25 protein-coding genes are annotated in these 24,371 nt (G+C 72.2%); 20 read left to right on the top strand and 5 right to left on the bottom strand.

Features of this window, described 5'->3' with window-relative positions; genetic code table 11:
* Positions 1-42 precede the first annotated feature (42 nt).
* Genes ABZ810_RS09850 through ABZ810_RS09875 form a run of 6 tightly spaced genes read left to right on the top strand, consistent with a single transcriptional unit; the run spans position 43 to position 7,212 of the window.
* Complete coding sequence (locus ABZ810_RS09850) at positions 43-1,476, top strand: hydroxymethylglutaryl-CoA synthase (RefSeq protein WP_358401521.1); 1,434 nt, start codon at positions 43-45, stop codon at positions 1,474-1,476.
* Complete coding sequence (locus tag ABZ810_RS09855; RefSeq protein ID WP_358401523.1) at positions 1,473-2,657, top strand: acetyl-CoA acetyltransferase; 1,185 nt, start codon at positions 1,473-1,475, stop codon at positions 2,655-2,657. The genes ABZ810_RS09850 and ABZ810_RS09855 overlap by 4 nt, the downstream gene beginning before the upstream one ends.
* Before the next feature lie 11 nt (positions 2,658-2,668).
* Positions 2,669-3,592, top strand: a complete 924-nt coding sequence (locus ABZ810_RS09860; protein ID WP_358401525.1) for an SDR family NAD(P)-dependent oxidoreductase — start codon at positions 2,669-2,671, stop codon at positions 3,590-3,592.
* 13 nt (positions 3,593-3,605) lie between these two features.
* Positions 3,606-4,133, top strand: coding sequence for a VOC family protein (locus ABZ810_RS09865; RefSeq protein ID WP_358401527.1), 528 nt, complete (start codon positions 3,606-3,608; stop codon positions 4,131-4,133).
* A complete protein-coding gene (locus tag ABZ810_RS09870) occupies positions 4,133-5,659 on the top strand; it encodes an AMP-binding protein (RefSeq protein WP_358401529.1) in 1,527 nt (508 codons plus the stop codon). Before ABZ810_RS09865 ends, ABZ810_RS09870 begins: the two co-directional genes overlap by 1 nt.
* Positions 5,656-7,212 (top strand): AMP-binding protein, encoded by a 1,557-nt coding sequence (locus tag ABZ810_RS09875; protein WP_358401531.1) that lies wholly within the window; start codon positions 5,656-5,658, stop codon positions 7,210-7,212. The genes ABZ810_RS09870 and ABZ810_RS09875 overlap by 4 nt, the downstream gene beginning before the upstream one ends.
* 11 nt (positions 7,213-7,223) lie before the next feature.
* Here the strand turns inward: ABZ810_RS09875 and ABZ810_RS09880 are convergent, their stop codons facing one another.
* Positions 7,224-8,108: an MBL fold metallo-hydrolase gene (locus tag ABZ810_RS09880; protein ID WP_358401533.1), complete on the bottom strand. Its 885-nt coding sequence runs from the start codon at positions 8,106-8,108 to the stop codon at positions 7,224-7,226.
* A gap of 163 nt (positions 8,109-8,271) precedes the next feature.
* On the opposite strand from ABZ810_RS09880, the gene ABZ810_RS09885 reads away from it, so the two are divergent.
* The 12 genes from ABZ810_RS09885 (at position 8,272) to ABZ810_RS09940 (ending at position 20,510) form a co-directional block, all read left to right on the top strand.
* Positions 8,272-9,837: an AMP-binding protein gene (locus ABZ810_RS09885; RefSeq protein WP_358401535.1), complete on the top strand. Its 1,566-nt coding sequence runs from the start codon at positions 8,272-8,274 to the stop codon at positions 9,835-9,837.
* Between the two features lie 69 nt (positions 9,838-9,906).
* Complete coding sequence (locus ABZ810_RS09890) at positions 9,907-11,058, top strand: acyl-CoA dehydrogenase family protein (protein ID WP_358401537.1); 1,152 nt, start codon at positions 9,907-9,909, stop codon at positions 11,056-11,058.
* Between the two features lie 13 nt (positions 11,059-11,071).
* A complete protein-coding gene (locus tag ABZ810_RS09895; RefSeq protein WP_358401539.1) occupies positions 11,072-12,130 on the top strand; it encodes an acyl-CoA dehydrogenase in 1,059 nt (352 codons plus the stop codon).
* A gap of 102 nt (positions 12,131-12,232) precedes the next feature.
* Positions 12,233-13,300 carry an LLM class flavin-dependent oxidoreductase gene (locus tag ABZ810_RS09900; RefSeq protein WP_358401541.1) on the top strand — a complete coding sequence of 356 codons (1,068 nt, stop codon included), beginning with the start codon at positions 12,233-12,235 and terminating at the stop codon, positions 13,298-13,300.
* Complete coding sequence (locus tag ABZ810_RS09905) at positions 13,297-14,286, top strand: LLM class flavin-dependent oxidoreductase (protein WP_358401543.1); 990 nt, start codon at positions 13,297-13,299, stop codon at positions 14,284-14,286. The genes ABZ810_RS09900 and ABZ810_RS09905 overlap by 4 nt, the downstream gene beginning before the upstream one ends.
* The gene (locus ABZ810_RS09910; protein WP_358401544.1) at positions 14,283-15,869 is read left to right on the top strand and encodes a class I adenylate-forming enzyme family protein; all 1,587 of its coding nucleotides are present in this window, start codon (positions 14,283-14,285) and stop codon (positions 15,867-15,869) included. The genes ABZ810_RS09905 and ABZ810_RS09910 overlap by 4 nt, the downstream gene beginning before the upstream one ends.
* Entirely contained in the window at positions 15,866-16,852 is a 987-nt protein-coding gene (locus ABZ810_RS09915) for an LLM class flavin-dependent oxidoreductase (RefSeq protein ID WP_358401545.1), read from the top strand. Before ABZ810_RS09910 ends, ABZ810_RS09915 begins: the two co-directional genes overlap by 4 nt.
* A gap of 39 nt (positions 16,853-16,891) precedes the next feature.
* Positions 16,892-17,866 (top strand): enoyl-CoA hydratase/isomerase family protein, encoded by a 975-nt coding sequence (locus tag ABZ810_RS09920; RefSeq protein ID WP_358401546.1) that lies wholly within the window; start codon positions 16,892-16,894, stop codon positions 17,864-17,866.
* 8 nt (positions 17,867-17,874) lie between these two features.
* Positions 17,875-18,858, top strand: a complete 984-nt coding sequence (locus tag ABZ810_RS09925; protein ID WP_358401548.1) for an LLM class flavin-dependent oxidoreductase — start codon at positions 17,875-17,877, stop codon at positions 18,856-18,858.
* Positions 18,855-19,172, top strand: a complete 318-nt coding sequence (locus ABZ810_RS09930) for a VOC family protein (protein WP_358401550.1) — start codon at positions 18,855-18,857, stop codon at positions 19,170-19,172. The genes ABZ810_RS09925 and ABZ810_RS09930 overlap by 4 nt, the downstream gene beginning before the upstream one ends.
* Positions 19,169-19,927 carry an enoyl-CoA hydratase-related protein gene (locus tag ABZ810_RS09935; RefSeq protein WP_358401552.1) on the top strand — a complete coding sequence of 253 codons (759 nt, stop codon included), beginning with the start codon at positions 19,169-19,171 and terminating at the stop codon, positions 19,925-19,927. The genes ABZ810_RS09930 and ABZ810_RS09935 overlap by 4 nt, the downstream gene beginning before the upstream one ends.
* A 37-nt stretch (positions 19,928-19,964) precedes the next feature.
* The gene (locus ABZ810_RS09940) at positions 19,965-20,510 is read left to right on the top strand and encodes a helix-turn-helix domain-containing protein (protein WP_358401554.1); all 546 of its coding nucleotides are present in this window, start codon (positions 19,965-19,967) and stop codon (positions 20,508-20,510) included.
* Here the strand turns inward: ABZ810_RS09940 and ABZ810_RS09945 are convergent.
* The gene (locus tag ABZ810_RS09945; protein ID WP_358401556.1) at positions 20,488-21,315 is read right to left on the bottom strand and encodes an alpha/beta hydrolase; all 828 of its coding nucleotides are present in this window, start codon (positions 21,313-21,315) and stop codon (positions 20,488-20,490) included. The two genes, ABZ810_RS09940 and ABZ810_RS09945, sit on opposite strands and share 23 nt — an antisense overlap.
* A gap of 153 nt (positions 21,316-21,468) precedes the next feature.
* Here ABZ810_RS09945 and ABZ810_RS09950 point away from each other — a divergent pair, with 153 nt between their 5' ends.
* Both ABZ810_RS09950 and ABZ810_RS09955 read left to right on the top strand, forming a co-directional pair.
* Entirely contained in the window at positions 21,469-21,663 is a 195-nt protein-coding gene (locus ABZ810_RS09950; RefSeq protein ID WP_358401557.1) for a hypothetical protein, read from the top strand.
* Positions 21,664-21,714: 51 nt separating this feature from the next.
* On the top strand, positions 21,715-22,356 hold the full coding sequence (locus ABZ810_RS09955) for a methyltransferase domain-containing protein (RefSeq protein ID WP_358401559.1): 642 nt from the start codon (positions 21,715-21,717) through the stop codon (positions 22,354-22,356).
* On the opposite strand, the gene ABZ810_RS09960 is transcribed toward ABZ810_RS09955, so the two are convergent.
* The 3 genes from ABZ810_RS09960 to ABZ810_RS09970 form a co-directional block, all read right to left on the bottom strand.
* Positions 22,309-23,019, bottom strand: a complete 711-nt coding sequence (locus ABZ810_RS09960; protein WP_358401561.1) for a helix-turn-helix domain-containing protein — start codon at positions 23,017-23,019, stop codon at positions 22,309-22,311. The genes ABZ810_RS09955 and ABZ810_RS09960 overlap by 48 nt on opposite strands.
* 75 nt (positions 23,020-23,094) lie before the next feature.
* Positions 23,095-23,937 (bottom strand): hypothetical protein, encoded by an 843-nt coding sequence (locus ABZ810_RS09965; RefSeq protein WP_358401563.1) that lies wholly within the window; start codon positions 23,935-23,937, stop codon positions 23,095-23,097.
* Positions 23,934-24,344: a hypothetical protein gene (locus ABZ810_RS09970; protein WP_358401565.1), complete on the bottom strand. Its 411-nt coding sequence runs from the start codon at positions 24,342-24,344 to the stop codon at positions 23,934-23,936. The genes ABZ810_RS09965 and ABZ810_RS09970 overlap by 4 nt, the downstream gene beginning before the upstream one ends.
* Between the last annotated feature and the right edge of the window lie 27 nt (positions 24,345-24,371).

Raw genomic sequence — 24,371 nt, forward strand, 5'->3', positions numbered from 1 at the left:
CGGACCGGACCTGACCCGGACCTGAGGAGGCACGACCCACCCATGCCCGAGCAGAACGGCATCGGCGCGTACGCGGCGTACCTGCCCGCGTACGCGCTGAGGAGCAACAGTCTCGACGGCGCCGGACCGCGCGCCGGCGGCCCGGCGCGCAGCGTCGCCGCGTACGACGAGGACAGCGTGACGATGGCGGTCGAGGCGCTGCGGGAGATCTCCGCCGGCACGCCGCCGGGGCGCCAGCTGCTCCTCGCGACGACCAGCGCTCCCTACGACGGCAAGACCTCGGCGGGGATCGTGCACGAGGCCCTCGGCCTGGACCCGGGCGTGGCCGCCGCCGACCTGCGCGGCCACCGGGCGGGCGCGACCGCGCTCGACCTGGTGCTCCGCGCCGGTGCCGCCGCGGCCCTCGCCGACGTCCGCACCACCCGGCCGGGCGCGCCCGACGAGCTCGGGCAGGGGGACGCCGCCGCGGCGTTCACCGCGGGCGCCGCCGCCGCCGTCCTGCTGTCGCGCGCGGGCCGGACCGCCGAGGTGCTGGACCGGTGGAGGCTCTCCGGCGAACGCCACGACCGCGTGTGGGACGAGCGGTTCACCGCCGAGATCCTGGTCGCCGCCGCCCGGGAGGCCGCGCGTCAGGCCCTGGCCGACGCCGGCCTGGACGCCGCCGACCACGTCGTCGTCGCGTCCTCCAACGCCCGCGCCGCCGCCGTGCTGCGCAAGGTGCTCGGCGGCTCCCGCGCGGACGCCGAGATCGAACGGCTCACCGGCTACACCGGCGCCGCCCACCCGGGCCTGCTGCTCGCCGCGACGCTCGACGAGGCGCGGCCGGGCCAGACCATCCTGCTGGTCTCGGCGGCCGAGGGCGCGGACGCTTTCGTGTTCCGGACCGGCGACGGCGTGCGGTCCGCGCGCGGCGGCCGTCCCGTGCGCGACCAGCTCGCCGGCCGCGAGGAGCTCGGCTACGGCCGCTACCTGCGGTGGCGCGGCCTGCTCGACGTCCAGGGCCCGGCCCGGCCGGCCGCGCCGTCCCCGGCGGCGCCGCCGATGCACCGCCGCGCCGGCTGGAAGTACCGGCTCGAAGGCAGCCTGTGCGACGCCTGCGGCGGCGTCACCACGCCGCCGAGCCGGGTGTGCGCGTCCTGCGGCACCCCCGGCGGCACCGCCCAGGGCGCCGACGTCCAGGGCAAGGTGTCGCTGCGCGACCGGGTCGCCACCGTCGTCTCGGTCACCCAGGACCACCTGACGACGATGCCCGAGGCCCAGGTCGCGATCGTCATCGCCGACTTCGACGCCGGCGACACCGGGGGCGGTGGCCGGCTCAACGCCTACGCGGCCGACGTCGCGCCGGACGCCGTGCACGTCGGCATGCGCATGCGGCCCACGTTCCGCCGCCTGTGGACCACCGACGCGATCCACAACTACTTCTGGAAACTCCGTCCGTGGGAGGCCGCGACCAATGTGGAGGGCCACGACCGATGACGACTAACCGCATGGCCCACGACGTCGCCATCGTGGCGATGGGCTGCACGCCGTTCCGCGACCACTGGAACTCCTCGGCCGACGACCTCCTCGTCGACGCCGTCGGCGACTGCATGACGGCGCTGCCGGGCCTGTCTCTGGACGACATCGACGCGTTCTGGGTCGGCACGCAGGGGACGGGCCTGTCCGGCCAGGTCCTCGCCCGGCCGCTGCGCCTGGTCGGCAAGCCGGTGACCCGGGTCGAGAACTACTGCGCGACCGGGTCGGAGTCGTTCCGCAACGCCGTGTTCGGCGTCGCCTCCGGCGCCTACGACATCGTCATGGCGACCGGCGTCGAGAAGCTCAAGGACAGCTCGCAGTCCGGCCTGTCCGCGAACCTGCCGCCCGCCGACGGCACCGACGTCGACTGGACGGCCCCGGCCGGGTTCTCGCTGCTCAGCCCCGCCTACCAGGCGGCGCACGGCGTGGGCGAACGCGACATGCGCAGCACGCTGACCCACGTCGCGGTGAAGAACCACGCGAACGGGGCCCTCAACAAGCGCGCCCAGTTCCAGAAGGCCGTCACGGCGGAGGTCGTCGAGAGGTCCCCGCGCATCGCGGGCCAGCTCGGCGTCATGGACTGCTCCGGCGTCTCCGACGGCGCCGCGGCGGCGGTCATCGTCCGTGCGGAGGACGCCCACAAGTACACCGACAGGCCGGTCTACCTGAGGGGCATGAGCTTCGTCGCCGGCTCCGGCGCCGGGCTCGCCTCCACCGGATACGACTTCACCACGTTCCCCGAGGTCGTCACCGCCGCGGCGCAGGCCTACGAGCAGGCGGGCGTGACCGACCCGGCGACGCAGATCTCGCTCGCCGAGGTGCACGACTGCTTCACCCCGACCGAGGTCGTGCTCATGGAGGACCTCGGGTTCTCCGAACGCGGCAAGGCCTGGCGCGACATCCTCGACGGCCGGTACGACCTCGACGGCGCCCTGCCGGTCAACACCGACGGCGGGTTGAAGTCGTTCGGTCACCCGATCGGCGCGACCGGCCTGCGCATGATGTTCGAGTGCTTCACCCAGCTCCGCGGCGAGGCGGGGGAACGGCAGGTGGCCGGGGCCAGGCTCGCGGTCGCGCAGAACCTGGGCGGGCAGCCCGGCTCCTCGGTCGCCTTCGTCGCCGTGCTGGGGAGTGAGCTCTGATGGGGGATCAGATGGGGGATCAGGTGGGGGAACAGGTGGGACGGGTCAGTCTTGACGGCAGGGTCGTGATCGTCACCGGCGCGGGCAACGGCATCGGCCGGGCGCACGCGTTCGCATTGGCCGGGCGCGGCGCGCAGGTGGTCGTGAACGATCTCGGCGGCGCGGTCGACGGCTCGGGAGCCTCGGGCGCCGCCGAGCGGGTGGCGTCGGAGATCCGTGAGCAGGGAGGGCTCGCCGTCGCCTCCACCGACTCGGTGGCGACCGTCGAGGGCGGCGCCGCCCTGGTCCGGAAGGCGGTGGACGAGTTCGGCCGCGTCGACTCGGTCATCCACAACGCCGGGATCCTGCGGGACCGCACGTTCGGCAAGATGGCCGACGACGACGTCACCGCCGTCCTGGACGTGCACCTCGGCGGCGCGTTCAACGTGCTGCGCCCGGCCTGGAAGCACATGGTCGACCAGAAGTACGGCCGCGTCGTGCTCACCACCTCGTCGTCCGGGCTGCTCGGCACGTTCGGGCAAGCCAGCTACGCCGCCGCGAAGGCCGGCCTGGTCGGCCTGATGAACGTGCTGTCACTGGAGGGCGCCCGCCACGGGATCCTCGTCAACGCGCTGTCGCCGACGGCGGCCACGCGCATGACCGAGGGGCTGCTCGGCGACCTGGCCGACCGGTTCGACCCGCGGCACGTCGCGGCGGTCGCGACCTACCTCGCGTCCGAGCAGTGCGAGCTCAACCGGCACATCCTCACCGTCGGCGGCGGCCGGGTCGGGCGGATCTTCCTCGGCGTGACGCCCGGCTGGTACTCGGGGCCGGAGCCCGCCTCGCCCGACGACGTCCTCGGCGCGATCGGCGAGATCCGCTCGCTCGACGACCACATCGTTCCCCGGAGCGGTGAGGACGAGGTCGCGCTCATCCAGAAGGTCCTCGGCGCTTAGGAGAGAGAAGAACATGCCTGTCAGCGAAGTCCACCACGTGGCGATGACCGTCTCCGACGTCGACCGCGCCGCCGACTTCTACGAGAAGGCCCTCGGCTACAAGAAGACGCTGCGCTCCAACGTCGGCGGCTCCGGGATCGAGGAGTCGCTCGGGCTCCCGGCGGGGACCACCGGCAAGGTCCAGTACATGCAGGGCCCGTCCCAGGTCGGCCAGCTCGAGCTCATCGAGTGGAACGGTACAAAGCGGCGCACCGCGAGCGCCGGGCATCTGGAGCTGGGCACGTTCCTGCTGAGCTTCCAGGTCCCGCACGACGAGATGGACGAGGTCCACAAGCGGGTCGCCGACCTCGGCGCCGAGGTCCTGGGCCCGCCCAACCGGGTGCTCCTGGAGAACTACGGCCACATCACCGCGTTCGCCGCCCGCGACCTGGACGGCAACCTGCTGGAGTTCGTCAGCCTGCCCAGCCGGGAGGAGATCCGGGCCTTCCGCGCGCAGGCGGCCGGGGGGACCGGCGAAGCCCAGGGGGAGGCCGCCGGCTGATGGCCACCAGCAACTTCAGCGAGACGCTTCGGGTCCAGGCGCTGCGCCGGGGCGACCGCGAGGCCCTCGTCGGCGGCGACGGCCGGCGCTGGACGTACGCCGAGCTCGACGCCGACGTCGACCGGCACGCCGCCGCCCTGCTCGGCGCGGGCGTCACGGCGGCGGACATGGTCGGCGTCCTGGGCCGCAACACGGCCACCTACGTCATCGAGCTGCTGGCCGTCAGCCGTCTCGGCGCCGTCGTGGTGCCGCTGAACTGGCGGCTGCACGCCAACGAGCAGGCGTACGTCATCGACCAGGCCGGGATCACCTGCCTGCTGTACGACGACGACTTCCGGGACGACGCCGCCCACCTGGCGGCCGGGACAGGCCTGCGGGTCGTCGTCGCGAACGGGCGCGACGCGGTGCCCGGCGCCCGGCGGCTCGACGAGCTGCTGGCCGGGCAGCCGGCGGGCGTCCGGGTCGCCGACGCGGAGAAGGGCCCGGACGACATCCACCGGCTCCTCTACACGTCCGGGACCACCGCCCGGCCCAAGGGCGTCGTGCACACGTGCGGCAACCTGGTCGCCAACCACCGCGCGCAGATCCTCGAACTGGAGCTCACCCAGAACGACCGGATCCTCGTCTCGGCCCCGCTGTTCCACGTCAGCGGGCTGGAGGCGCCCGGCCTGGCGACCTTCGTCGCCGGGGCCACGATGGTCCTCACGCCGACGTTCAAGGCCGAGGACATCGCCCGGATCGCCGAGGAGGAGCGCGTCACCGGGATGGTCCTGGCCGCCCAGATCCTCTTCGGGATGATGGACCTCGACCCGCGCCCCGATCTCGGCGCCCTGCGCTACCTGCTGTTCGCCGGGGTGGCCCCGAGCGTGCGCCGCAAGGTCAAGAGCCTGCTCCCGCATGTGCGCACGGTCGACACGTTCGGCATGACCGAGCTGTGCAACGGCGTCTGCTACATGGACGAGGCCCACGAGGAGTCCAAACTCGGCGCCCTGGGAGCCCCGTTCCCCGGCGTGCACATCCGCATCGTCGACGAGGAGTTCCGGGAGGTGCCGCGCGGCACCGAGGGCGAGATCATCGTCCGCGGCGACAAGATCTCGCCCGGGTACTGGAACGACGACGCGGCCAACGCGCGCACCCGCCGGGACGGCTGGTTCCTCACCGGCGACGTCGGCCGGATGGACGACGACGGCTACCTCTGGTTCGTCGACCGCCGCACCGACCTCATCAAGTCCGGCGGCGAGAACATCGCCAGCGCCGAGGTCGAGCGGGTCATCGCGCAACACCCGGAGGTCGCCGAGGTCGCGGTCATCGGGGTGCCGGACGAGAAATGGGACGAGGTTCCCAAGGCTTTCGTCATCCTCCGCGAGCCGTCCGCCGCCGGGCCCGAGGACATCCGGGACCATTGCCTGGGCAACCTCGCCAAGTACAAGGTGCCCAAGCACGTCGTGGTCGTCGACTCCCTCCCTCGCAACGACTCGGGCAAGGTCCTGAAGAAGAGGCTCAGGGAACAGGAGAACGCGACATGAGCACGGCGAACCTCGCCCGGATGCTCGGCGTCAACGCCGTCCGCTTCGCCGGCGACGACGCGCTGGTCTTCGAAGACCGGCGCTGGACGTACCGCGAGCTCGACATCGAGGTGAACGCGCTCGCGGCGGGTCTCGCGGCGGAGGGCGCGCGGCGCGGCACCCGGGTCGCCGTCGTCGCCAACAACGTCCCGGAGTTCCTGATCCTGGCGCTGGCGCTGGCCAAGCTCGGTGCCGTGTGCGTCCCGCTGAACTACCGGTTGACGCCCGGCGAGCTCGCGCGGCTGATGGAGCGCGCCGGGGTGACGGCGGTCGCGACCGTTCCCGAGTTCGCGGAGCTGACGGCGGACGCCCTCGCCGGGCTCCCGGAGGTCCGGCGGCTCGCGCTGGAGCCCGTCGACGACTCCTGGGCGGACCTGCGCGCGCTCATCGAGGTCCACCGGGGCGAACGGGTCCCCGACGCCGAGCTGGACGACGACGCGCTCCAGCGGATCGTCTACACGTCAGGGACGACGAGCCTGCCCAAGGGCGTGATGCTGACGCACGGCAACGTGAACGCCAACATGCACGCCCAGATCGTCGAGCTGGGCCTGCGCCCGACCGACCGGATCCTCAACTTCGCGCCGCTCTACCACGTCGGCGGGACCGACCTGCCCGGGTACGCGATCTGGCACGTCGGCGGCCGCATGGTCGTCCACCGGCGCTTCGACCCCGCCGAGATCCTGCGGACGATCGAGGCCGAGGGCATCACCGGCATGGTGGTCGCGGCGACCATGCTCGACATGATCCGACGGGCGGCCGACACCACGCAGGCCGATCTCTCCTCGGTCCGTTGGCTGATCTTCTCGCAGGTGACGTCCGCGCTGTTCAAGGTCGCCCGGAGGTTGTTCCCGAACGCCCGCCTCATCGAGGGGTACGGGCTGACCGAGACCTGCAGCGGCCTCACGTACCTGGACGAGGCCCACATGGAGAGCAAGCAGGGCTCGGTGGGCCTCCCGGTGCCCTGGGTGGACGTGCGGGTCGTCGACGCCGAGGGGAACGACGTCGCGGTGGGGGAGAACGGCGAGGTGATCGCCCGCGGCCCCAAGGTCAGCCCGGGGTACCTCGACGACCCGGGGGCCACCACCGAGACGTTCCGCGACGGCTGGTTCCACACCGGGGACGTCGGCTGCTTCGACGAGGACGGCTACCTCTACATCCGGGACCGGCTGAAGGACATGATCCGCAGCGGTGGCGAGAACATGTCGAGCGCGGAGATCGAGAACGTGCTCGCCGACCATCCGCTGGTGCTCGCGGCCTCGGTGGTCGGCGTCCCGCATCCGAAGTGGGTCGAGGTGCCGGTCGCGTTCGTCGTCGCCAGGCCGGGGCTCTCGCCCGGCGACCTCATCGACCACGCGCGCGAGCGGCTCGGCAGGTTCAAGGTCCCCAAGGAGGTCTACGTCGTCGAGGAGCTCCCCACCAACCCCTCCGGCAAGGTCCTCAAGCGCACGCTCCGCGAGCTCCGCCCGGGCATGACCCCTGATTGGGCCTATGCCGAGCGGGGCTCCAGCGGTTGATCGGCGGTCGGTCAGGAGGTGACGCCGCGGATGAGCGACAGCGTATGAACCAGGGCGAAGCGCTTGGTCCCCGGGCCGAGCTCGTCCCACGGCTTGGCCCAGGTCAGGTGCGGGACGACCTCCCAGGCGGTGTCGTAGGTGCGCAGCAGCTCCGCGACGGTGTCGAGCTCGGCCTGGTGGTGGGCCTTCAGCTCCGCGGCACGGGCGGGGATGTCCCGGTAGGGGAACTGGTGCGCCGGGCAGGCGATCCGGGCGCCGAGCCCGGCGATCCGGTCCAGGGACGCCAGCAGGTCTCCGGCCGGGTCGTCCAGGGGGAGGCTGGGGATGGCGAGCTGGGTCGGCCCCTCGGCCATCATCGTGTCGCCGGTGAACACCACGCCGCGCGCGGTGTCGACGTACACGGCGTGCCCGTAGGTGTGGCCGGGCGTGGGGACGCCGCGGATCGTGACGTCGCCGAGGACGTGCTCGGAGCCGCCCTCGGGGGCGTCGTCGAGCTCCAGGTCCTCGGCGTGCCTGGCGACGCCGACCGCGGCGGCGTACATGTCCGCGATCACCTCGTCCGGCGCGCCGGTCTGCTCCAGGGCGCGGCGCAGCTGGACCAGGAACCCGCCGCCGCGCACGCGCCGCTGGTGGGCGAAGTCGTCGGCGCGCTGCATGACGATCCTGGCGCCGGACGCCTCGCGGACCCGGCCGGCGAAGCCGACGTGGTCGGGATGGTTGTGGGTCAGCAGGACGAGCCGGACGGCGTCCAGATCGTGCCCGATCTCGGCGAGGGAGGCGGTGAACGACTCCCAGCAGGAGGGGTGGTCGTAGCCGGCGTCGATGAGGACGAGCCCCTCGGACGTCTCGACGAGGAAGACCGTGATGGACCGCAGGGGGCTGCCGTGGAGGGGCACCGGAACGGCCCAGATCCCCTCCGTGACTCGCAGCGGACCTGGAACCTCACGGGCCCGGTAAGCAGCGGCATGTTGTCCGCTGACAGGTATGGACATGGCGGGTGATCCCATCTACTCTGCGAGAAAGATACCGAATGGTCGGAATGTAGTTCAAGGGAGCGAGATGACCGAGGAGACGCGGGAGCAGGTGGGCTTCCGGCTGTGGGCCGTGTCCGACCCGGACCTGTGCGCGATCATCACGGCCGACGACGGGCGCATCACCTACGGCGAGCTGTTCGCCGAGGTGAACCGGATCTGTCACGGCCTGCGCGCCCGCGGCGTGGCCGAGGGCGACACGGTCGCGGTGGTCATGAACAACAGCGCCGCCCTGGCCGCCGCCTACCTGGCCGCGATGCAGTCCGGCATCTACCTCGTCACGATCAACTACCACCTGACCACGCCGGAGATCGCGTACATCCTGGAGGACAGCGAGACCAAGGTCGTCCTCTGCTCGGCCCGCGCGGTGGACACGGTGCTCGCGGCGGCCGGTCCCGGAGTCGACGTCTTCGTCGACGGCGGCGTCGGCGCCGACGGCGGCTTCGGCGCGGGCCGGGCACGGCCGCTGGCGGAGCTGACCGACGGCATGCCGGCGACCGACCCGGAGCACACCCCGAACGGGTCGCTGATGATGTACACGTCCGGCACCACCGGGCGGCCGAAGGGCGTCAAGCGCCCGCTCAGCGGCATCAGCGCCGACAAGGGCGCCCTCACCTACGTGTGGCTGTTCAACGAGTTCGGCATGCACCGCGAGGCGTTCGCCGCCTGGCTCGTCTCGGCCCCGATGTACCACTCGGCCAACATCACGCCCGCGATCGGCGCGCTGAACTGGGGCGGCACCCTCGTCCTGATGGACGGCTGGACGCCGGAGGGTTTCCTCGACCGGGTCCAGAAGCACCGGGTCACCGGCACGAGCATGGTGCCCACGCACTTCAACCGGCTGCTGCGGCTCCCCGAGGAGACCCGCGCCCGGTACGACGTCTCGTCCCTGCGCTACGTGCTGCACGGCGCCGCGCCCTGCCCGGTCGAGGTCAAGCAGCGCATCCTCGACTGGTTCGGCCCGGTGGTCTACGAGTACTACGGCTCGACCGAGGTCGGCACGACGATCGCGCGGCCGCACGAGTGGCTCGCCCACCCGGGCACCGTCGGCCGGCCCGCGTCGATCTCGACGCTGAAGATCCTCGACGACGCCGGCGCCGAGGTCCCGGTGGGCGAGACCGGCATCGTCTACATGCGCCAGGGCGAGGACCGGGTCGAGTACCACAACGACCCCGGCAAGACCGACGGCTCGCGCCGCGCCGGCCTGATGACGGTCTGGGACGTCGGCCACGTCGACGAGGACGGCTTCCTCTACATCACCGGCCGGGCCGCCGAGCTCATCCTGGTGGGCGGCGTGAACGTCTACCCGGCCGAGATCGAGGGCACCCTGATCGCCCACGAGTGGGTCGCGGACGCGGGCGTCGTCGGCGTTCCCGACCCCGACCTCGGCGAGGTCCCGGCCGCGCACATCGTGCTCAGCGACTCGGCTCCGGACGCCGCCACCGCCGTGGCGGCGATCCGCGACGACCTCGCCGGCCGCCTCGCCAAGCCCAAGCTCCCCAAGGACTACGTCGTGCACCCGGCGCTGCCGCGCGACCCGAACGGCAAGCTCTACAAGGCGCGGCTGGCGGACACCGAGGAGGTCTCCGCGTGACGACCCGCGTGACGACCCGGGTGACGACCCGCATGACGGCCCAGAACGACCGTGAGATGGCAGGTGAACATGGACTTCGATGACAGCCCCGGCGAGCTGGCGTTCCGGCGTGAGGTCGGCGGCTGGCTCGACGAGGCGCTCAGGGACGTCCCGGATCAGGAGGACCTGACCGAGGACGAGCGGACCCACTGGTCCCGCGTGTGGCAGGACCGCATGTGCGAGGCCCGCTGGGCCGGGTTGTCGTGGCCGGTCGAGCACGGCGGCCGCGGCATGGACGCGATCTCGCAGGCCATCTTCAACGAGGAGGCCGAGCTCCGCGGCGCGCCGTACCCCCTGAACGGCGTCGGCATGATGCTCGCCGGGCCGACGATCATCGCGCACGGCACCGCCGAGCAGCAGGCCCGCCACCTGCCCGGCATCCTGAAGGGCACCGACTACTGGTGCCAGGGGTTCAGCGAGCCCGGCTCAGGGTCCGACCTGGCGAGCCTGCAGACCGCCGCGGTCAAGGTGGACGGCGGCTGGCTCGTCAACGGCCAGAAGATCTGGACGTCGAACGCGCACAACGCCACCAAGTGCCTGCTCCTGGCGCGCACCGACCCGGACGCGCCCAAGCACGAGGGCATCAGCTACCTCCTCGCGCCGATGGACCGGTTCGAGGTCCGCTCGCTCGTCATGATCAACGGCGACACCGAGTTCAACGAGATGTTCCTCGACGACGTGTTCGTCCCGGACGAGGACGTGCTCGGCGGTGTCGGGAACGGCTGGCGGGTCGCGCTGACCACCCTGGCGTTCGAGCGCGGCAGCATGGCGCTCAACCTGTGGGTGTGGGCGCGGCAGGCCGTCGACCGCCTCACCGACCTCGCCCTGGAGCGGGGGATGGCCGACGACACCTCGTTCCTGGACGCGATCGGCGCCCTGCGCTGCGACGCCGAGGCCGTCCGCATCGGATCCCTGCGCATGGTCGGCGAGACCCGGGCCGGCAGCGCGCCGGGCCCGGAGACCTCGGCGCTGAAGAGCCTGTGGGCCGGCGTCGTCCAGGACGCCAACCGGCTCGCCGTGCAGCTGGACGACTCCGGCGGCGTGCTGCTCGACGGCAGGGGGGCCGCCGCCCGCATGCGTCACTACCTCCGTGCGCGCGCCCACACCATCGAGGGCGGCACCGAGGAGGTCCAGAAGTCGATCCTGGCGGAGCGGGTGCTGAGCCTGCCCCGTTCACGTTGAGGGGGCAGGCGTAGTGGAAGCGACATTCACCCAGGAGCAGCGGGACATCGAGGCGTCCCTCCGCTCCATCGCCAAAGAGGAGAAGGTCACCGCGCGCGACGCGCTGGAGGGGGAGTGGGCGCCGCCGGCGTGCGACGCCGTCCTGCTGGCCGACTTCGGGCTGCTCGGCGTGCCCGAGGCGGCGGGCGGCATGGGGTCGCCCCTCGTCGATCTGCTCGTGGCGGTCGAGGTCCTGGGCGAGCACCTGGTGCCGAGCCGGTTCCCGGCGCACGCCGCGGCCGTCCAGCTGGCCGCCGGCCTCGGGGCGCTCCCCGATGACGTGATCGAGGGCCGGAAGGTCCTCACGCCCGCGGTCGACGTCCCCGGCGCGTCCGGCTGGTCCGGTCAGGGCGCCGGCGCGCCGCCGCGCGCCGCCGCGGCCGCCACGGACGCGGCCGCCGCCGACGGGCTCGTCCGCACGCTGGTGCCGTACGCGGCGCAGGCGGACGGCTTCGCGGCGCTCGGCGCCGACGGCGTCTGGATCGCGGTCCCGGCCGGCATCACGGCGCGGGAGTCGTTCGACCCGTCCGTGCCGCTGTCCGACGTCACCTTCTCCGCGCCGCTGGACGCCGCTCCCGCCGGCTCCGGACCCGGGCGGGCGGCGCTCGTCGCCGCCGCCGAGCTGTGCGGAGTCGCGGCCGGGGCCATCGAGCTGGGGGCGGAGTACGCCCGGACCCGCAAGCAGTTCGGCCGGGTCATCGGATCGTTCCAGGGGGTGGCGTTCCAGCTCACCGACGCCGTCAAGTACCGCAAGGCGGCCTGGGATCTGACCCTGTACGCCGCCTGGGCGATCGACAAGGGACGTCCCGAGGCGGCGGGCCTCGTCCACGCCGCGAAGGCGGCGGCGGGCAAGGCCGCGGTCTTCGCCGCCGAGCGCTGCATCCAGGTGCACGGCGGCATGGGCATCACGATGGAGGCCGACCCGCACCTGTTCCTGCGGCGGGCCCACGTGCTCGACGCGTGGCTCGGCAGGGGCTCGTGGCACCGGCGCCGCGTCGGTGAGCTGCAGGTCCAGCAGCGGCGGGGCGCCTAGGGGCCGGGGGACCGCCCGCGGGGCGGTTCCTTGCGGGCCTTCAACTCGACAGATAACATACCGACTGGTCGGAATATAGGAGTCACAGTGAAGTTCGGGATCATGAACTTGTTCCCCGTGAACGACGGGGTGTCGGACCACCAGGTGTTGCGCGAGACCCTGGAAGAGATCGAGCTCGCCGACCGGCTCGGCTTCGACTCGGTCTGGCTGGCCGAGCACCACTTCTCCAAGTACGGCATCCTCGGCAGCCCGATCAACTTCGCCATGGCGGTGGCCGAGCGCACCACCTCGATCACCATCGGCACCGCCGTGCTCGTCCTTCCGCTGCACGACCCGCTCCGGCTGGCCGAGGACATCGCGGCCCTGGACGTGCTCTCCGGCGGCCGGGTCGTGATCGGCGTCGGCCGCGGCTACCAGCCGGCCGAGTTCGCCGGCTTCGGCATCCCGCTGGAGGAGTCAAAGGTCCGGTACAAGGAGACCCTGGACGTCCTGCGGCTGGCGCTGACCCAGGAGAACTTCAGCTACCACGGTGAGGTGCTCCACTACGACGACATCACCACCTACCCGCGGCCGTTCACGCCGGGCGGGCCGCCGATCCTCCAGGGCACGGTGTCCCCGGACAGCTTCCGCGAGCGCGGCGCGATCGGCGAGCCGATCATCACCTCGCCCAACTTCACGCCGCTCGGCATCATGCAGAAGAACTACGACCTGTACCGCGCGGCGATGAAGGAGAACGGCTTCGACGTCACCACCTACGACCTGCCGTACATGCAGCAGGTCTGGTGCGGCGACGGCGAGGAGGGCCTCCGCGACGCCGCCCAGTCCGCGCTGAACTACTACCGCTCGGTGGGCAAGGTCATCCCGGGCTCCGAGCAGGCGATGGAGAAGGAGCGGTCGTACTACGAGGCCGTCGCCCAGAACATCAAGCTGCTCACCCTGGAGCAGACGCTGACCCACGGCGGCAACTTCGGGTCGGCCGACCAGGTCATCGAGACCATCGGGATGCTGGGCGACCAGCTCGGCATCAACCACTACATCGGCTGGTTCCGCATCCCGTCGCTGGACCGCAAGGCCGCGCTGCGGTCGATGGAGGACTTCGCCGAGAAGGTCATCCCGCACTTCCGCGGGCAGCGGACCGTCGGGGCCGGCGCCAAGGCGGTCGCCGGGTGAAGATCAGCGCCTTCCTGAGCGCCCAGTTCGACCCGTCGGCGTCCGCGGTCGAGGGCCTCGACGACGTGCTCCGCCAGGCCGCCGCCGCCGAGGAGGCCGGCTTCCACGCCGTCTACCTCGGCCACCACTACCTGGCGAAGTCGGCGTTCATCCAGCCCGTCCCGCTCGCCGGTTACCTGGCCGGCGCGACCGAACGGCTCCGCATCGGGTTCGGCGTGCTGCTGGCGCCGCTGCTGAACCCGGTCGCCCTCGCCGAGGACCTCGCGTCCCTCGACGTGATCACGGGCGGCCGGCTGACGGTCGGCCTCGGCGCCGGATACCGCAAGCGCGAGAACGCGGCGTTCGGCGTCGCCTGGAACGACCGCCTGCGGCGGCTGCGCGAGTACGTGCCGATCATGCGGTCGTTGTGGGCGGGCGAGACCATCGACATCGCGGGCACCTGGGGCGAGGTTCCCGGCGCCGCGCTGCCGCTGCGGCCCGTCCAGCCCGGCGGCCCGCCGATCTGGATCGGCGCGTTCGCCGAGCCCGCCGTCCGGCGCGCGGCGCGCCTGGACGCGCCCTGGCTCATCGGCCCCAAGGGCGACGACGAGCAGCTCGCGGCGATGCTGAAGATCTACCGCGACGAGCTGGCCGAGCACGGGTTCACGCGCGAACGCGAGTACCCGATGGCGCGCGAGGCCTACATCGCCGACACGCGCGCGGCGGCCGTCGCGGGCGTGCGGCCCCACATGGAACGGCAGTACGCGGGCTACAAGTCGTGGGAGGACGCGCAGAGCCTCGACATCGACAGGTACATGGCCGAGGACTGCCTGGTCGGCACCGCGGACGACATCGTCACCAAGCTGCGCCGGTGGGAGACCGACCTCGGCATCACCGAGGTGTCCCTGCGGCTGCAGTTCGTGGGTGGCGGTCAGGAGGAGACGATGGAGCAGATCCGGCGGTTCGGAGCCGAGGTCGTGCCCCGGCTGGCGGGGGGATCACGATGACCGGCACCGACCTCAGCGACCTCACGAACCTCGCGGGGATCCTCGAGGCCCGCGCCCGCGACCGCGGCGAGACCGTCGGCCTGCACGGCGAGGACGGGCGGTCCTGGACGTTCGACCAGATCGACCTCATCTCCGGCGGCGTCGCGAACGCGCTGGCGGCGGAGGGCGTCGGCGCCGGCGACCGGGTCGCGTTCTACCTGACCAACGGCCCGGAGATCGTGTTCTTCCTCTTCGGCGCCTGGAAGGTCGGCGCCGTCCCGGTGACGATCAGCAGCCTCTACAACGCCGCCGAGCTGGCCGAGTCGGTCGCCAAGACCGGCCCGCGGCTCCTCCTGGTCGACGCCCACCGCACCGGCGTCCTCGGCGACCTCGACGACGCGGTGACGGTCCGCTCGGTGGGACCGCCCGGAGCGGCCCCGGGCACGCCGGTGGCCGGCGTCCGGCCGCTGCCCTGGGGCGAGGAGGCCCGGGTCGCCGCGGTGGACGTCCCGGAGGACGGCGAGTCGTGCATCCTCTTCACCGGCGGCACCACCGGACGCCCCAAGGCGGTGAGCGTCACCCACGGCGGGACGCTCGGCTCGCTGCGGCGGCTCGCCCGGGTGTCGACCGGCAGCGAGGAGCAGGGGACGGCGGCGCCCGACGCCAGGCCCAACCTGATCGCGCTGCCGCTGTTCCACTCCGGCGGCCAGCACTCGCTGCTGTTCGCCTACTTCGTCGGCCGCGGCGCGGTCGTCTGGGAACGGTTCGGCGTGGACCGCCTCGCCGGGCTGATGGAGCGGTTCGCGTTCGACAACTTCTTCTTCCTGCCCACGATGGTCTACGACATCGTGCACGCCGACCGCGACCTCCCCTTCGAGGGCGTGAAGCACGTCCTCGTCGCCGGTCAGGCGATCTCCTGGGCGGTGCGCCGCGACTTCGAGCAGCGGTACCACGTCCCGATCCTGGTCAGCTACGGGTCGACCGAGTCGGGCCACATCGCCGGCTGGAACGGCAAGGACATGAAGGCCGGGTTGTGGAAGCCGGGCTCGGCCGGCCGCGTCTACCCCGGCGTCGAGCTGGAGATCCGCGACGACGACGGCGCCCCGCTGCCGGTCGGCACCGAGGGCGAGGTCGTCGTCAGGTCCGAGCTGACCAAGGGCTACGTCGACGACGCCGAGGCGTCCGCCGCGCTCGTCCGCGACGGCTGGGTGCACACCGGCGACATGGGCCACGTCGACGAGGACGGCGTGCTCTGGCTGTCCGGCCGCAAGCGCGACATGATCAAGTGCGGCGGCTTCCAGGTGTGGCCCGAGGAGATCGAGGACGTCCTGCGCGAGCACGCGCTGGTCCGCGACATCCGCGTCTTCGGCCGGCCCGACGACCGGCTGGGCGAGATCCCGGTCGCGCTCGTCGTCCGCGACGGCGACCCGGCGGTCTCCGACGACGACCTCACCGCCGACCTCGTCGCGTTCGCCCGCGAGAAGCTGGCCCACTTCAAGACCCCGCGCCGGGTGGAGTTCGTCCCCGAGCTCGAGCGCAGCGCGGCCGGCAAGGTCAGCCGCGCGTCGGTACCCGACCTCGAGGAGAAGGGCTCGCCCGCATGAAGTTCGGCATCATGGCGTCGCACCAGTACCCGCACGAGGACGACCTCGGCCGGCACCTGGACGACCTGTTCGGGACCGTCGAGCTCGCCGCGGAGCTGGGCTACGACTCGGTGTGGACGATCAACCACTTCCAGTCGAACCTGGCGACGCCGCAGCCCATCTCGATGATGGCGAGCCTCATCCCGCGCACCGGCGACATGACGATCGGCACCGGCATCCTGCTGCTGCCGCTGTTCCACCCGGTGCACGTGGCCGAGGAGTTCGCCACCCTCGACCACCTGTCCGGCGGGCGGGTCGTCCTCGGCGTCGGCGCCGGCTACCGCGAGAACGAGTTCGCCGCGTTCGGCGTCGACCCCGAGACCCGCTTCCGCCGGTTCGACGAGGGCATCCGGCTCGTCCGCGAGTTGTGGACCGGCGAGACCGTGAACCACGACGGCGAGTTCTACCCGCTGTCGGACGCGTCCATCGGCGTGCGCCCGCTGACGCCCGGCGGCCCGCCGATCTGGGTCGGCGCCGGCGGCAAGAAGGCGGTGCGCCGCGCCGCGCGCCTCGGCGACGCCTGGTACGCGCCGGGCAACTCGCCCAGCCGGAAGTACCTGCCCGAGCACCTGGCCGTCTACAACGACGCGCTCGCCGAGTTCGGCAAGGACCCCGCGTCCGTCGAACGGCCGATCGGCGTCGAGCTGTACTGCGCGCCGACCGACGACGCGGCCGTGGACGTCGCGCTGCCGCACGCCCGGGTCGAGTACTCGACGTACGCCGAGTACCCCGCCCTGCGCTGGCAGCGCGACCGGTTCGACGACCTGGTGCGCAACACGCTGCTGCTGGGCTCGCCGGAGTTCCTGATCGAGCGGATCTCGGCGTTGCGGGACATGGGGTTCAACCACCTGATCTTCCGCCCGGGCTGGCTCGGCATGCCGGCCGACAAGGTCCGGGACTCGCTGCGGCTCTTCGCCGCCGAGGTCTTCCCCGCGTTCCGCTGACGCACCCCAGACCACCACCGAGAACAGTCGAGGAGAGCCATGAAGAAGACCGAAGCAGAGCTCCTGGAGAACCAGTGGGACGTCGCGAACATGGAGGTGGACCCCGACGTCATCGCGTCGTACGTCAAGTACGACGTGGACGAGAAGCGCTCGGTCGCCACCATCACGTTCGACCGCCCGGACCGGCTCAACGCCATCCCCGTCGCCGCGTTCGAGCGCGTCGGCGACCTGGTCCGCGAGGCCGAGGCCGACGACCGGGTGAAGGTCATCGTCTTCAAGGGCGAGGGCGACCACTTCGGCACCGGCGCGGACGCCTCCGAGCTGGGCCACTACATCGGCTACAAGTCGGGCACCGACAAGGCCTCCCGCCGCCGTCCCGCCCAGCGGCAGCGCATCCTGCCCGACCGCAACGTGCTCAGCTCGGGCTTCACCCGCCCGATCATCGAGTCGCTGAAGGCCACCATCTGCCAGGTGCAGGGCTACTGCTACGGCGGCCACTTCCAGATCGCGCTGTCCGCCGACATCGTCATCGCGACCCCGAACGCCAAGTTCACCCACCCGGCGTTCCGCTACCTCGGCCCCGGCCCGCAGGACATGTACCACTGGATCGAGAAGGTCGGCCTGACGACCATGAAGGACGTCATGCTCACCATGCGCGCCATCGGCGCCGAGGAGGGCGAGCGCAAGGGCCTGGTCACCAAGGTCGTCGAGCCCGACGAGCTGGAGAAGTGGGTCGACGACTACGCCGACGCGATCGCGGTCATGCCGCTCGACTCGCTGATGATGGGCAAGTCGATGATGCAGATCGTCATGGAGGCCCGCGGCAAGGGCCTCGGCGCGATGACCGGCTGGGTCGGGCACGGCTGGGCCACCAACGTCGCGTTCGAGGACGGCGACTGGAACTTCCTCAAGGCGCGCCGCGAGAAGGGCGTCGCCAAGGCCCTCGAAGAGCGCGACATGCTGGTGGCGCCGTACTTCCGCCTCAGCGAGACCCGTTCGGCCGAGGAGGAGTAGGAGCCGCCGTGAAGTTCGGGATCCTCCTCGACCACCAGTACGAGTTCGGCGACGACATCAACCGTCGCACCGGCGAGCTCGTGGAGTTCACCCAGCACATCCGGGACCTCGGCTACGACTCGGTCTTCGGCATCCACCACTACCTCTCGTCGCTGAGCACGCCGCAGCCGCTGCCGCTCCTGTCGCGGCTCATCGACCACACCGGCGACATGCAGATCGGGACCGGCATCCTCATCCTCCCGATGGGGCACCCGGTGCACTGGGCCGAGGAGATCGCGACCATCGACCAGATGTCCGGCGGCAGGTTCGTGCTGGGCATCGGGTCGGGGTACCGCGAGGACGAGTTCAACGCGTTCGGCATCGAGCGCCGCACCCGCGTCTCGCGGATGAACGAGTCCCTCGAGGTCATGCGGAAGCTGTGGACCGGGGAGAAGGTCACCCACAAGGGCAAGCACTTCGACCTGGAGGGCGTGCGGTGCAGCGTCCTGCCCGCCCAGAAGCCCGGCCCGCCCGTCTGGGTGGGCGCGAACGGCCCGATCGGCATCAAGCGCATCGCCGGCCAGGGCCACCCCTGGATCGCGCCGTCGAACGTCCGCCGCAACTGGGCCGTCGGCAACCTCGGCGATTATCGCGCCGAACGCCTGGCGGCCGGCTTCACCGAGGAGGGCGCGGTCTTCCCCATCCACCGCGACCTGTGCGTGGCCGACTCGTTCGACCAGGCCTTCGAGATCGCCGGCACCGCCGTCCGCGCCTCCTACAACGAGTACGTCCAGTACGGCATGGACTACTTCGACACCCAGTGGGAGGGCATCAAGCACAAGGCGCTGTTCTTCGGGTCGCCCGACGACATCGCCGCCAAGATCGAGGACTTCGCGCAGGCCGGCTTCGACCACTTCGTCTTCCGGGCGCAGTGGCTCGGCCTGCCCATCGAACGGTCCGTCGAGATCGTCGAGAGGTTCGCCCGCGACGTCATGCCGAGGTTCCGCCCATGAAGATCGGACACATCATCGTCCCGGCCGGCGACCTGGACGCCCAGCTGGCGTTCTACGAGTCGCTCGGCCTGACCACCCGGTTCCGCGACGGGGACCGCTACGCCGCCGTCACCGACGGGACCACCACCGTCGGCCTGGCCGACGAGTCCCAGCAGCCCGTCCCCGGCCGGACGGTCCTCACCCTCCAGGTGGACGACCTCGACGCCTGCCTGGAGTCCCGCCCCGCCACCGAGCCGGTGGAGGGCCCCCACGAACGCCGGGCCGTGGTCACCGACCCGTCCGGCAATCCCGTCGTCCTCTACGAGCGCCTGTGAACGTCGACCTGCGCCTCACCGACGCCGTCGCGACGGTCCGCCTCGACCGTCCCGAGGCGGGCAACGCCCTGAACGACGCGCTGAAGACCGACCTGCTGGCCGTGCTCCAGAAGGTCGCCGACGACCCCGGCGTCCGGGCCGTGATCCTCACGGGCGCCGGTTCCACGTTCACCGTCGGCCAGGATCTCCGGGAGCTGAAGGCGCACCCGGAGACCGCCGACGGGACCGTGGAACGGCACTACAACCCGATCACCCTGCTCCTCGCCACCATGCCCAAACCGGTGGTCGCGGCCGTGAACGGCACCTGCGTGGGCGCGGGACTGGGCTTCGCCCTGGCCTGCGACCTGCACGTCTGGTCGTCGAGGGCGACGCTCTCCACCGCGTTCCACAAGGTGGGCCTGACCTGCGACTCCGGCCTCTCCTCGACGCTGGCCCGGTCCGTCGGGCTGGCCCGGGCCGCCTCGCTGATCCACCTGGCGGAGCCGTTCTCGATCCAGCAGGCCATCACCTGGGGCTTCGCCGGCGAGGTCGTCGAACCCCTCGAAGTGGAGCCCGTGGCGGCGAAGCTGGCCCGCCGCCTCGCCGCGGGCCCCACCCGGGCGTTCGCGGCGTCCAAACGGCTCCTGGCCCGCCCCCTCGCCGAGGCCCTCGAAGCCGAGGCCCTCGAACAGAACGCCCTGGCCGCGACCCACGACCACACGGCCGCCGTCGCCGCGTTCCTGGCCCGCGAGGAGCCGGTGTTCAGGGGCCGCTGAATTACGGTAACGAACGTTTCCGATATCCTCGCCCATGATGAGCACCGAACGGAGACGGGGAAGGCCCCGAGATCCCGCCGTCGACGAGGCGGTCCTGCGGGAGACGCTCGCCCAGCTGGACGCCCACGGCTACGAACGCCTGCGCGTCGCCGACGTCGGCCGGAACGCCGGCGTCGGCCTGGGCTCCCTGTACCGGCGCTGGCCGACCAAGTACGCCCTGGTCGTCGAGGCCCTCCGCGCCGCCGCCCCGGCCCAGGCCCTCCAGCCCACCGACGACCCGGCCGCCGACCTGCTCGCCACCCTCCTGGCCCTCGCCGAGGAGCTCCGCCACCACGGCCCGCTCCTGGCCGTCCTCCTCGCCGACCCCACCTCGGAGGTCGCCGCCGCCGTACGCGAGGCCAAGCTCCAGCCCCTCCACGAGGCCACCCGCGCACGCCTCCGGCGCATCACCGGCCCGGCCCCCGACCTCGACGCCCGCGCCGCCTCCGGCCCGGCCCTGATCTTCCACCACCACCTGCTCCACGGCGTCCCGCCCACCGAAGACCGGATCCGCGCCGAGATCATCCCCCTGATGACCCGCTGAACGCCTCCCGCACCGCGGCGATCCGCGCCCGCACGTACTCCCGCGACACCCCCGCCCGCCGCTCCACGAGATCGAACCCGTGGTAGGCGCCCTCCACCGTGTGAACGTCACAAGGGACCCCGGCCTCCCTCAGCCGTTCCGCGTAAGCCAGATCCTCGTCCAGGAACAGATCGTTGGTCCCGACCCCGATCCACGCGGGCGGAAGCCCCGACAGATCCTCGTACCGCGCGGGCGCCGCCAACGGAGGCACCTCCCCGGCCGCCCCCAGATAAGCCCCCCACCCGAACCGGTTGGCGTTCAGGCTCCACAACCGCAGCGACCGCGGATCCACGTCGGTCCGCTCCGAAGTCCGATCGTCCAGCATCGGATACGACAACACCTGAAGGATCGGCCGGACCTCCCCGCGTTCCCGGGCGAGCAGTGCCAGCGCCGCGGCCAGCCCGCCGCCAGCGCTCTCACCACCGATCACGATGCGCTCCGCGTCAACGTCCGGCTGCGCCGCCAGCCACCGCAACGCGGCATAGCAGTCCTCCAGCGGCGCGGGGAACGGATGCTCAGGCGCCAGCCGGTACTCCACCGCCGCCGCGACGCCCCCCAGATGCCTGGCCACACCACGGCAGAACGGATCCGCCATCGCGGCGGACCCGATCACGTACCCGCCCCCGTGAATCCACAACAACCCCGGCGCCGGCCCCGAGCCAGGCCGGAACACCCGCACCGAAACGTCCTCGTCGACCCGTTCGACGCTCCCACCCGAAGGCGCCCGCTTCCCCGCCGCCCCCGTGAGCCCGCGGACCACCCCCACCGTCCGCGGCGTAACGATCGCCCGAGGCATGACCCGAGCCCACCGCAAATCCGAATGGAAACCACTGTCGGCCATGGGACCTATCATCCCTGGAATGACGGTGGATCTACAGGCCGGGCCGGCTGCCAGCGGGCTTATTGGCAGGGAGTGGGGATGAGCAGGCAGGCGTTCTCCAAGCGGACGCGGACGAGGGATGGTCGTACGTACTACGACAACGTCTACGCGGACTCGCTTGAAGAGGCTTACGCGTTGTACGGCGAGAGCTACATGGACGGGGCCGAGGTCGACATCGTCCCGGCGGGGCCTGAGGATCTTGAGCGGGGTGACCGGGGGCTGAGCCATCCCTGACGAGCGAATCGTTCAAGACGGTGCGGTGCGGTCCGGCGCAGACTGCCGGGCATGAGCGAACGGACTTTCACCCCGGCCGCGGGCCGGTTCGCGCCGGCGCGTCTCTACGACCCTGTGATCACGTTGACCCGCGAGCGGTTGTGGCGGGCGCTGCTGGCCGCACATGTGGCGCCCCGGCCGGACGACGTGATCGTGGACGTGGGGTGCGGCACCGGGTCGCTGGCGGTGCTGCTCCACCGCATCGAGCCGCGGGCGCGCATCATCGGCGTCGACCCCGACCGGGAGGTGCTGGCGGCCGCGCGCCGCAAGGCCGGGGGCGTGGAGTGGCGGGTCGGCATGGGGGACGTGCTGCCGGAGATCGTGGGCGCCGCGTCGGCGACGACGGTGGTGTCCAGCCTGGTGCTGCACCAGTGCCCGCTCGCGATGAAGCGGGCGGTGCTCGCCTCGATGTACGCGGTGCTGGGGGACGGGGGAAAGGTGGCGATCGCCGACTACGGGCTGCAACGGACGAGGCGGATGCGGCTGGCGTTCCGTACCGTCCAGATCGCGGACGGCAGGAGGGACACCCAGCCGAACGCCGACGGTGTCGTGCCCGGCCTGATGTCGGAGGCCGGGTTCGAGGACGTGCGGGAGGCCGAGGTCGTGTCAACGGTCACCGGCTCGATCTCGGTCTATGCCGGGCGCCGTGCCTGAACGGCGCAGCAACGGCAGGACCTCGGCCGGTGTCAGGCCCATCATCTCGCGCAGCCGGCGGGTGAAGTGCGCCTGGTCGGCGAAGCCTCCCGCCTCCGCGGCCTCGGCCAGCGACCGGCCCTCGCGCACCGCCTCCGTCGCGCGGCGGAGGCGGTGCCAGATGCGCCAGCGCTGGAGCGGCATGCCCAGCTCGGCCCGCGCCAGGGCGCGCAGGCGCTGGGTCGAGAGCCCGACCCGCGCGGCGATCTCCGGCATCGGGTCCGGCCGGTCCTCCATGAGGGCGCGCATCGCCGCCATCAGGCGGGGATCGAGCGTGTCCGAGGGGCGCCCGCCGCCGTGCCGGACATCGTCCTCGCTGATCCCGCGCAGCTGGGGAACGGCGACGACGCCGGCGGCGCAGTGGTCGCGCACCCGGTCGGCGAACGCGCAGTGCGGTTCGACGAAGAACGCGCGCAGGTGGACGGCCGCGAGCATGCGGTGCGGTGCCATCGGCGCCACGGCCAGCGCCGCCCCCCGATGTTCGGTGCCGGCGGCGTCCACGATGGACACCTCCCCGTCCACGGCGACGGCGATCTGGAACGCGGCGTGCCGGTGGACGCCGCTGTCCCTGGTCGGCCCCTGGTAGAACGCGTACCCCTCGCCGATGCCGAGGCGCGGTGTCATCAGGCTCGTTGCCGGCACCCGTCCTGTCTACCGGATGAAGGAGCGCCGAGTCGTGGCGGGGGTTCGAGTGCCGGATCAGCTCCGGGAGCCGCCCTGGCAGGGACCGAAGTCGGGGTACAGGGTGCTCAGCGGCGCCCCGCCGAGGACGTGGTCCACCCCGGCGAACACGACCGCGATCACCGCCAGCACGACGACCCAGTGCCCGATCGTTCCGGCGCCGCGGCTCTTGGCCATCGAGGCGCCGAGGTAGGCGATGAGGCCGCCCGCCCCGAAACCGAGGAAGTAGACCACGCCCACCTGGACGCCGCTCGGCAGGCGCCGCCCCAGCATCGCGTCCGGGCCGCTCCCGCAGTGCGTCATGATCAGTGACGCCCAGCCGGCGAAGAAGAAGCAGGTGATCAGCACGCCCAGGACGCCGAGGAGGCGTCCCGGCCCCTTGCCGCTGACGAGGGCCTGGAACACGTCGCTGTCGAAGAAGTTGGTCTGCTGGACGTCCTGCCGGACGTGCATGTCGCGCCCGGCGGCATAGACGCGGCCCCGTCCGCGGGCGTTCGCGTTGATCAGGACGCTGACCCGCGCCTCCTCGTCCGGCGGGAGCAGCGGCGTCAACCGGCGCACCATCAGCCTCAGGTCGGGGTCTCCGACGGCCGAGCCGTCGCGCACCAGCCGCCCGAGCCGCAGCTGCCACTCCCGCACCAGATCAGCCTGCGCCGCCCGGTCACCGGAACCGCGCGCGGCCAGCAGGTGCGCCCGGGTCTCGGCGAGATCCTCTTCGATCATCGGGACCCGCTCCGGGTGGGCCCCGGCCCACAACTCCGAGGCGAACGTCCGCGCCGCCGTCCACTGCTGCGTGGCCATCGCCTGGTCGAGTGCCTGCCCCGCGGCGAGCACCAGCGGGTCCAGTCCCGGCGTCGTCATTCGTTGATCCGCAGATCGCCGCCGGCCGCGTAGTTGCGGCCCTGGCCACTCGCGTGCTGGTTCACGATGAGCTCGGCGTTCTGCGAACGGTCCTGTGGCACGATCGCCGGGCGCCACGCGTCCTCCAGGAGGCCCCGCAGCACCTGCGCCGCCTGCGGGTCCTGGCGCAGCAGCCGGAGCAGCCGCGCGCACCACTCCCCGGCGATGGCCTCCTCGGCCGCCCCGTCCCGGGCGCGGCGGGCCCGCAGGATCTCGTCGCGCACCTCCGCCAGCTCCGCCGCCACGGCGTCCGCCCGGTCGGGGTACACGCGCCGCCAGAGTTCCACCGCGGACTCCTGCGCCCGCATCCACCCGTCGCTCGCCATCGCGCCGACCAAACCCGTGCCGGCCATGGCGGCCAACGTCATCGGATCCACCCGATTCCTCTCATGCCA

This window comes from Spirillospora sp. NPDC047279 (assembly GCF_040643285.1).
GTDB lineage: Bacteria > Actinomycetota > Actinomycetes > Streptosporangiales > Streptosporangiaceae > Spirillospora.

Coding starts and splice junctions, on each gene's coding strand:
- ABZ810_RS09850 (WP_358401521.1), top strand. CDS start 43: ATGCCCGAGCAGAACGGCATCGGCGCGTACGCGGCGTACCTGCCCGCG.
- ABZ810_RS09930 (WP_358401550.1), top strand. CDS start 18,855: ATGAAGATCGGACACATCATCGTCCCGGCCGGCGACCTGGACGCCCAG.
- ABZ810_RS09950 (WP_358401557.1), top strand. CDS start 21,469: ATGAGCAGGCAGGCGTTCTCCAAGCGGACGCGGACGAGGGATGGTCGT.
- ABZ810_RS09915 (WP_358401545.1), top strand. CDS start 15,866: ATGAAGTTCGGCATCATGGCGTCGCACCAGTACCCGCACGAGGACGAC.
- ABZ810_RS09900 (WP_358401541.1), top strand. CDS start 12,233: ATGAACTTGTTCCCCGTGAACGACGGGGTGTCGGACCACCAGGTGTTG.
- ABZ810_RS09860 (WP_358401525.1), top strand. CDS start 2,669: ATGGGGGATCAGGTGGGGGAACAGGTGGGACGGGTCAGTCTTGACGGC.
- ABZ810_RS09890 (WP_358401537.1), top strand. CDS start 9,907: ATGGACTTCGATGACAGCCCCGGCGAGCTGGCGTTCCGGCGTGAGGTC.
- ABZ810_RS09865 (WP_358401527.1), top strand. CDS start 3,606: ATGCCTGTCAGCGAAGTCCACCACGTGGCGATGACCGTCTCCGACGTC.
- ABZ810_RS09970 (WP_358401565.1), bottom strand. CDS start 24,344: ATGACGTTGGCCGCCATGGCCGGCACGGGTTTGGTCGGCGCGATGGCG.
- ABZ810_RS09920 (WP_358401546.1), top strand. CDS start 16,892: ATGAAGAAGACCGAAGCAGAGCTCCTGGAGAACCAGTGGGACGTCGCG.
- ABZ810_RS09940 (WP_358401554.1), top strand. CDS start 19,965: ATGAGCACCGAACGGAGACGGGGAAGGCCCCGAGATCCCGCCGTCGAC.
- ABZ810_RS09870 (WP_358401529.1), top strand. CDS start 4,133: ATGGCCACCAGCAACTTCAGCGAGACGCTTCGGGTCCAGGCGCTGCGC.
- ABZ810_RS09875 (WP_358401531.1), top strand. CDS start 5,656: ATGAGCACGGCGAACCTCGCCCGGATGCTCGGCGTCAACGCCGTCCGC.
- ABZ810_RS09910 (WP_358401544.1), top strand. CDS start 14,283: ATGACCGGCACCGACCTCAGCGACCTCACGAACCTCGCGGGGATCCTC.
- ABZ810_RS09955 (WP_358401559.1), top strand. CDS start 21,715: ATGAGCGAACGGACTTTCACCCCGGCCGCGGGCCGGTTCGCGCCGGCG.
- ABZ810_RS09855 (WP_358401523.1), top strand. CDS start 1,473: ATGACGACTAACCGCATGGCCCACGACGTCGCCATCGTGGCGATGGGC.
- ABZ810_RS09965 (WP_358401563.1), bottom strand. CDS start 23,937: ATGACGACGCCGGGACTGGACCCGCTGGTGCTCGCCGCGGGGCAGGCA.
- ABZ810_RS09885 (WP_358401535.1), top strand. CDS start 8,272: ATGACCGAGGAGACGCGGGAGCAGGTGGGCTTCCGGCTGTGGGCCGTG.
- ABZ810_RS09960 (WP_358401561.1), bottom strand. CDS start 23,019: ATGACACCGCGCCTCGGCATCGGCGAGGGGTACGCGTTCTACCAGGGG.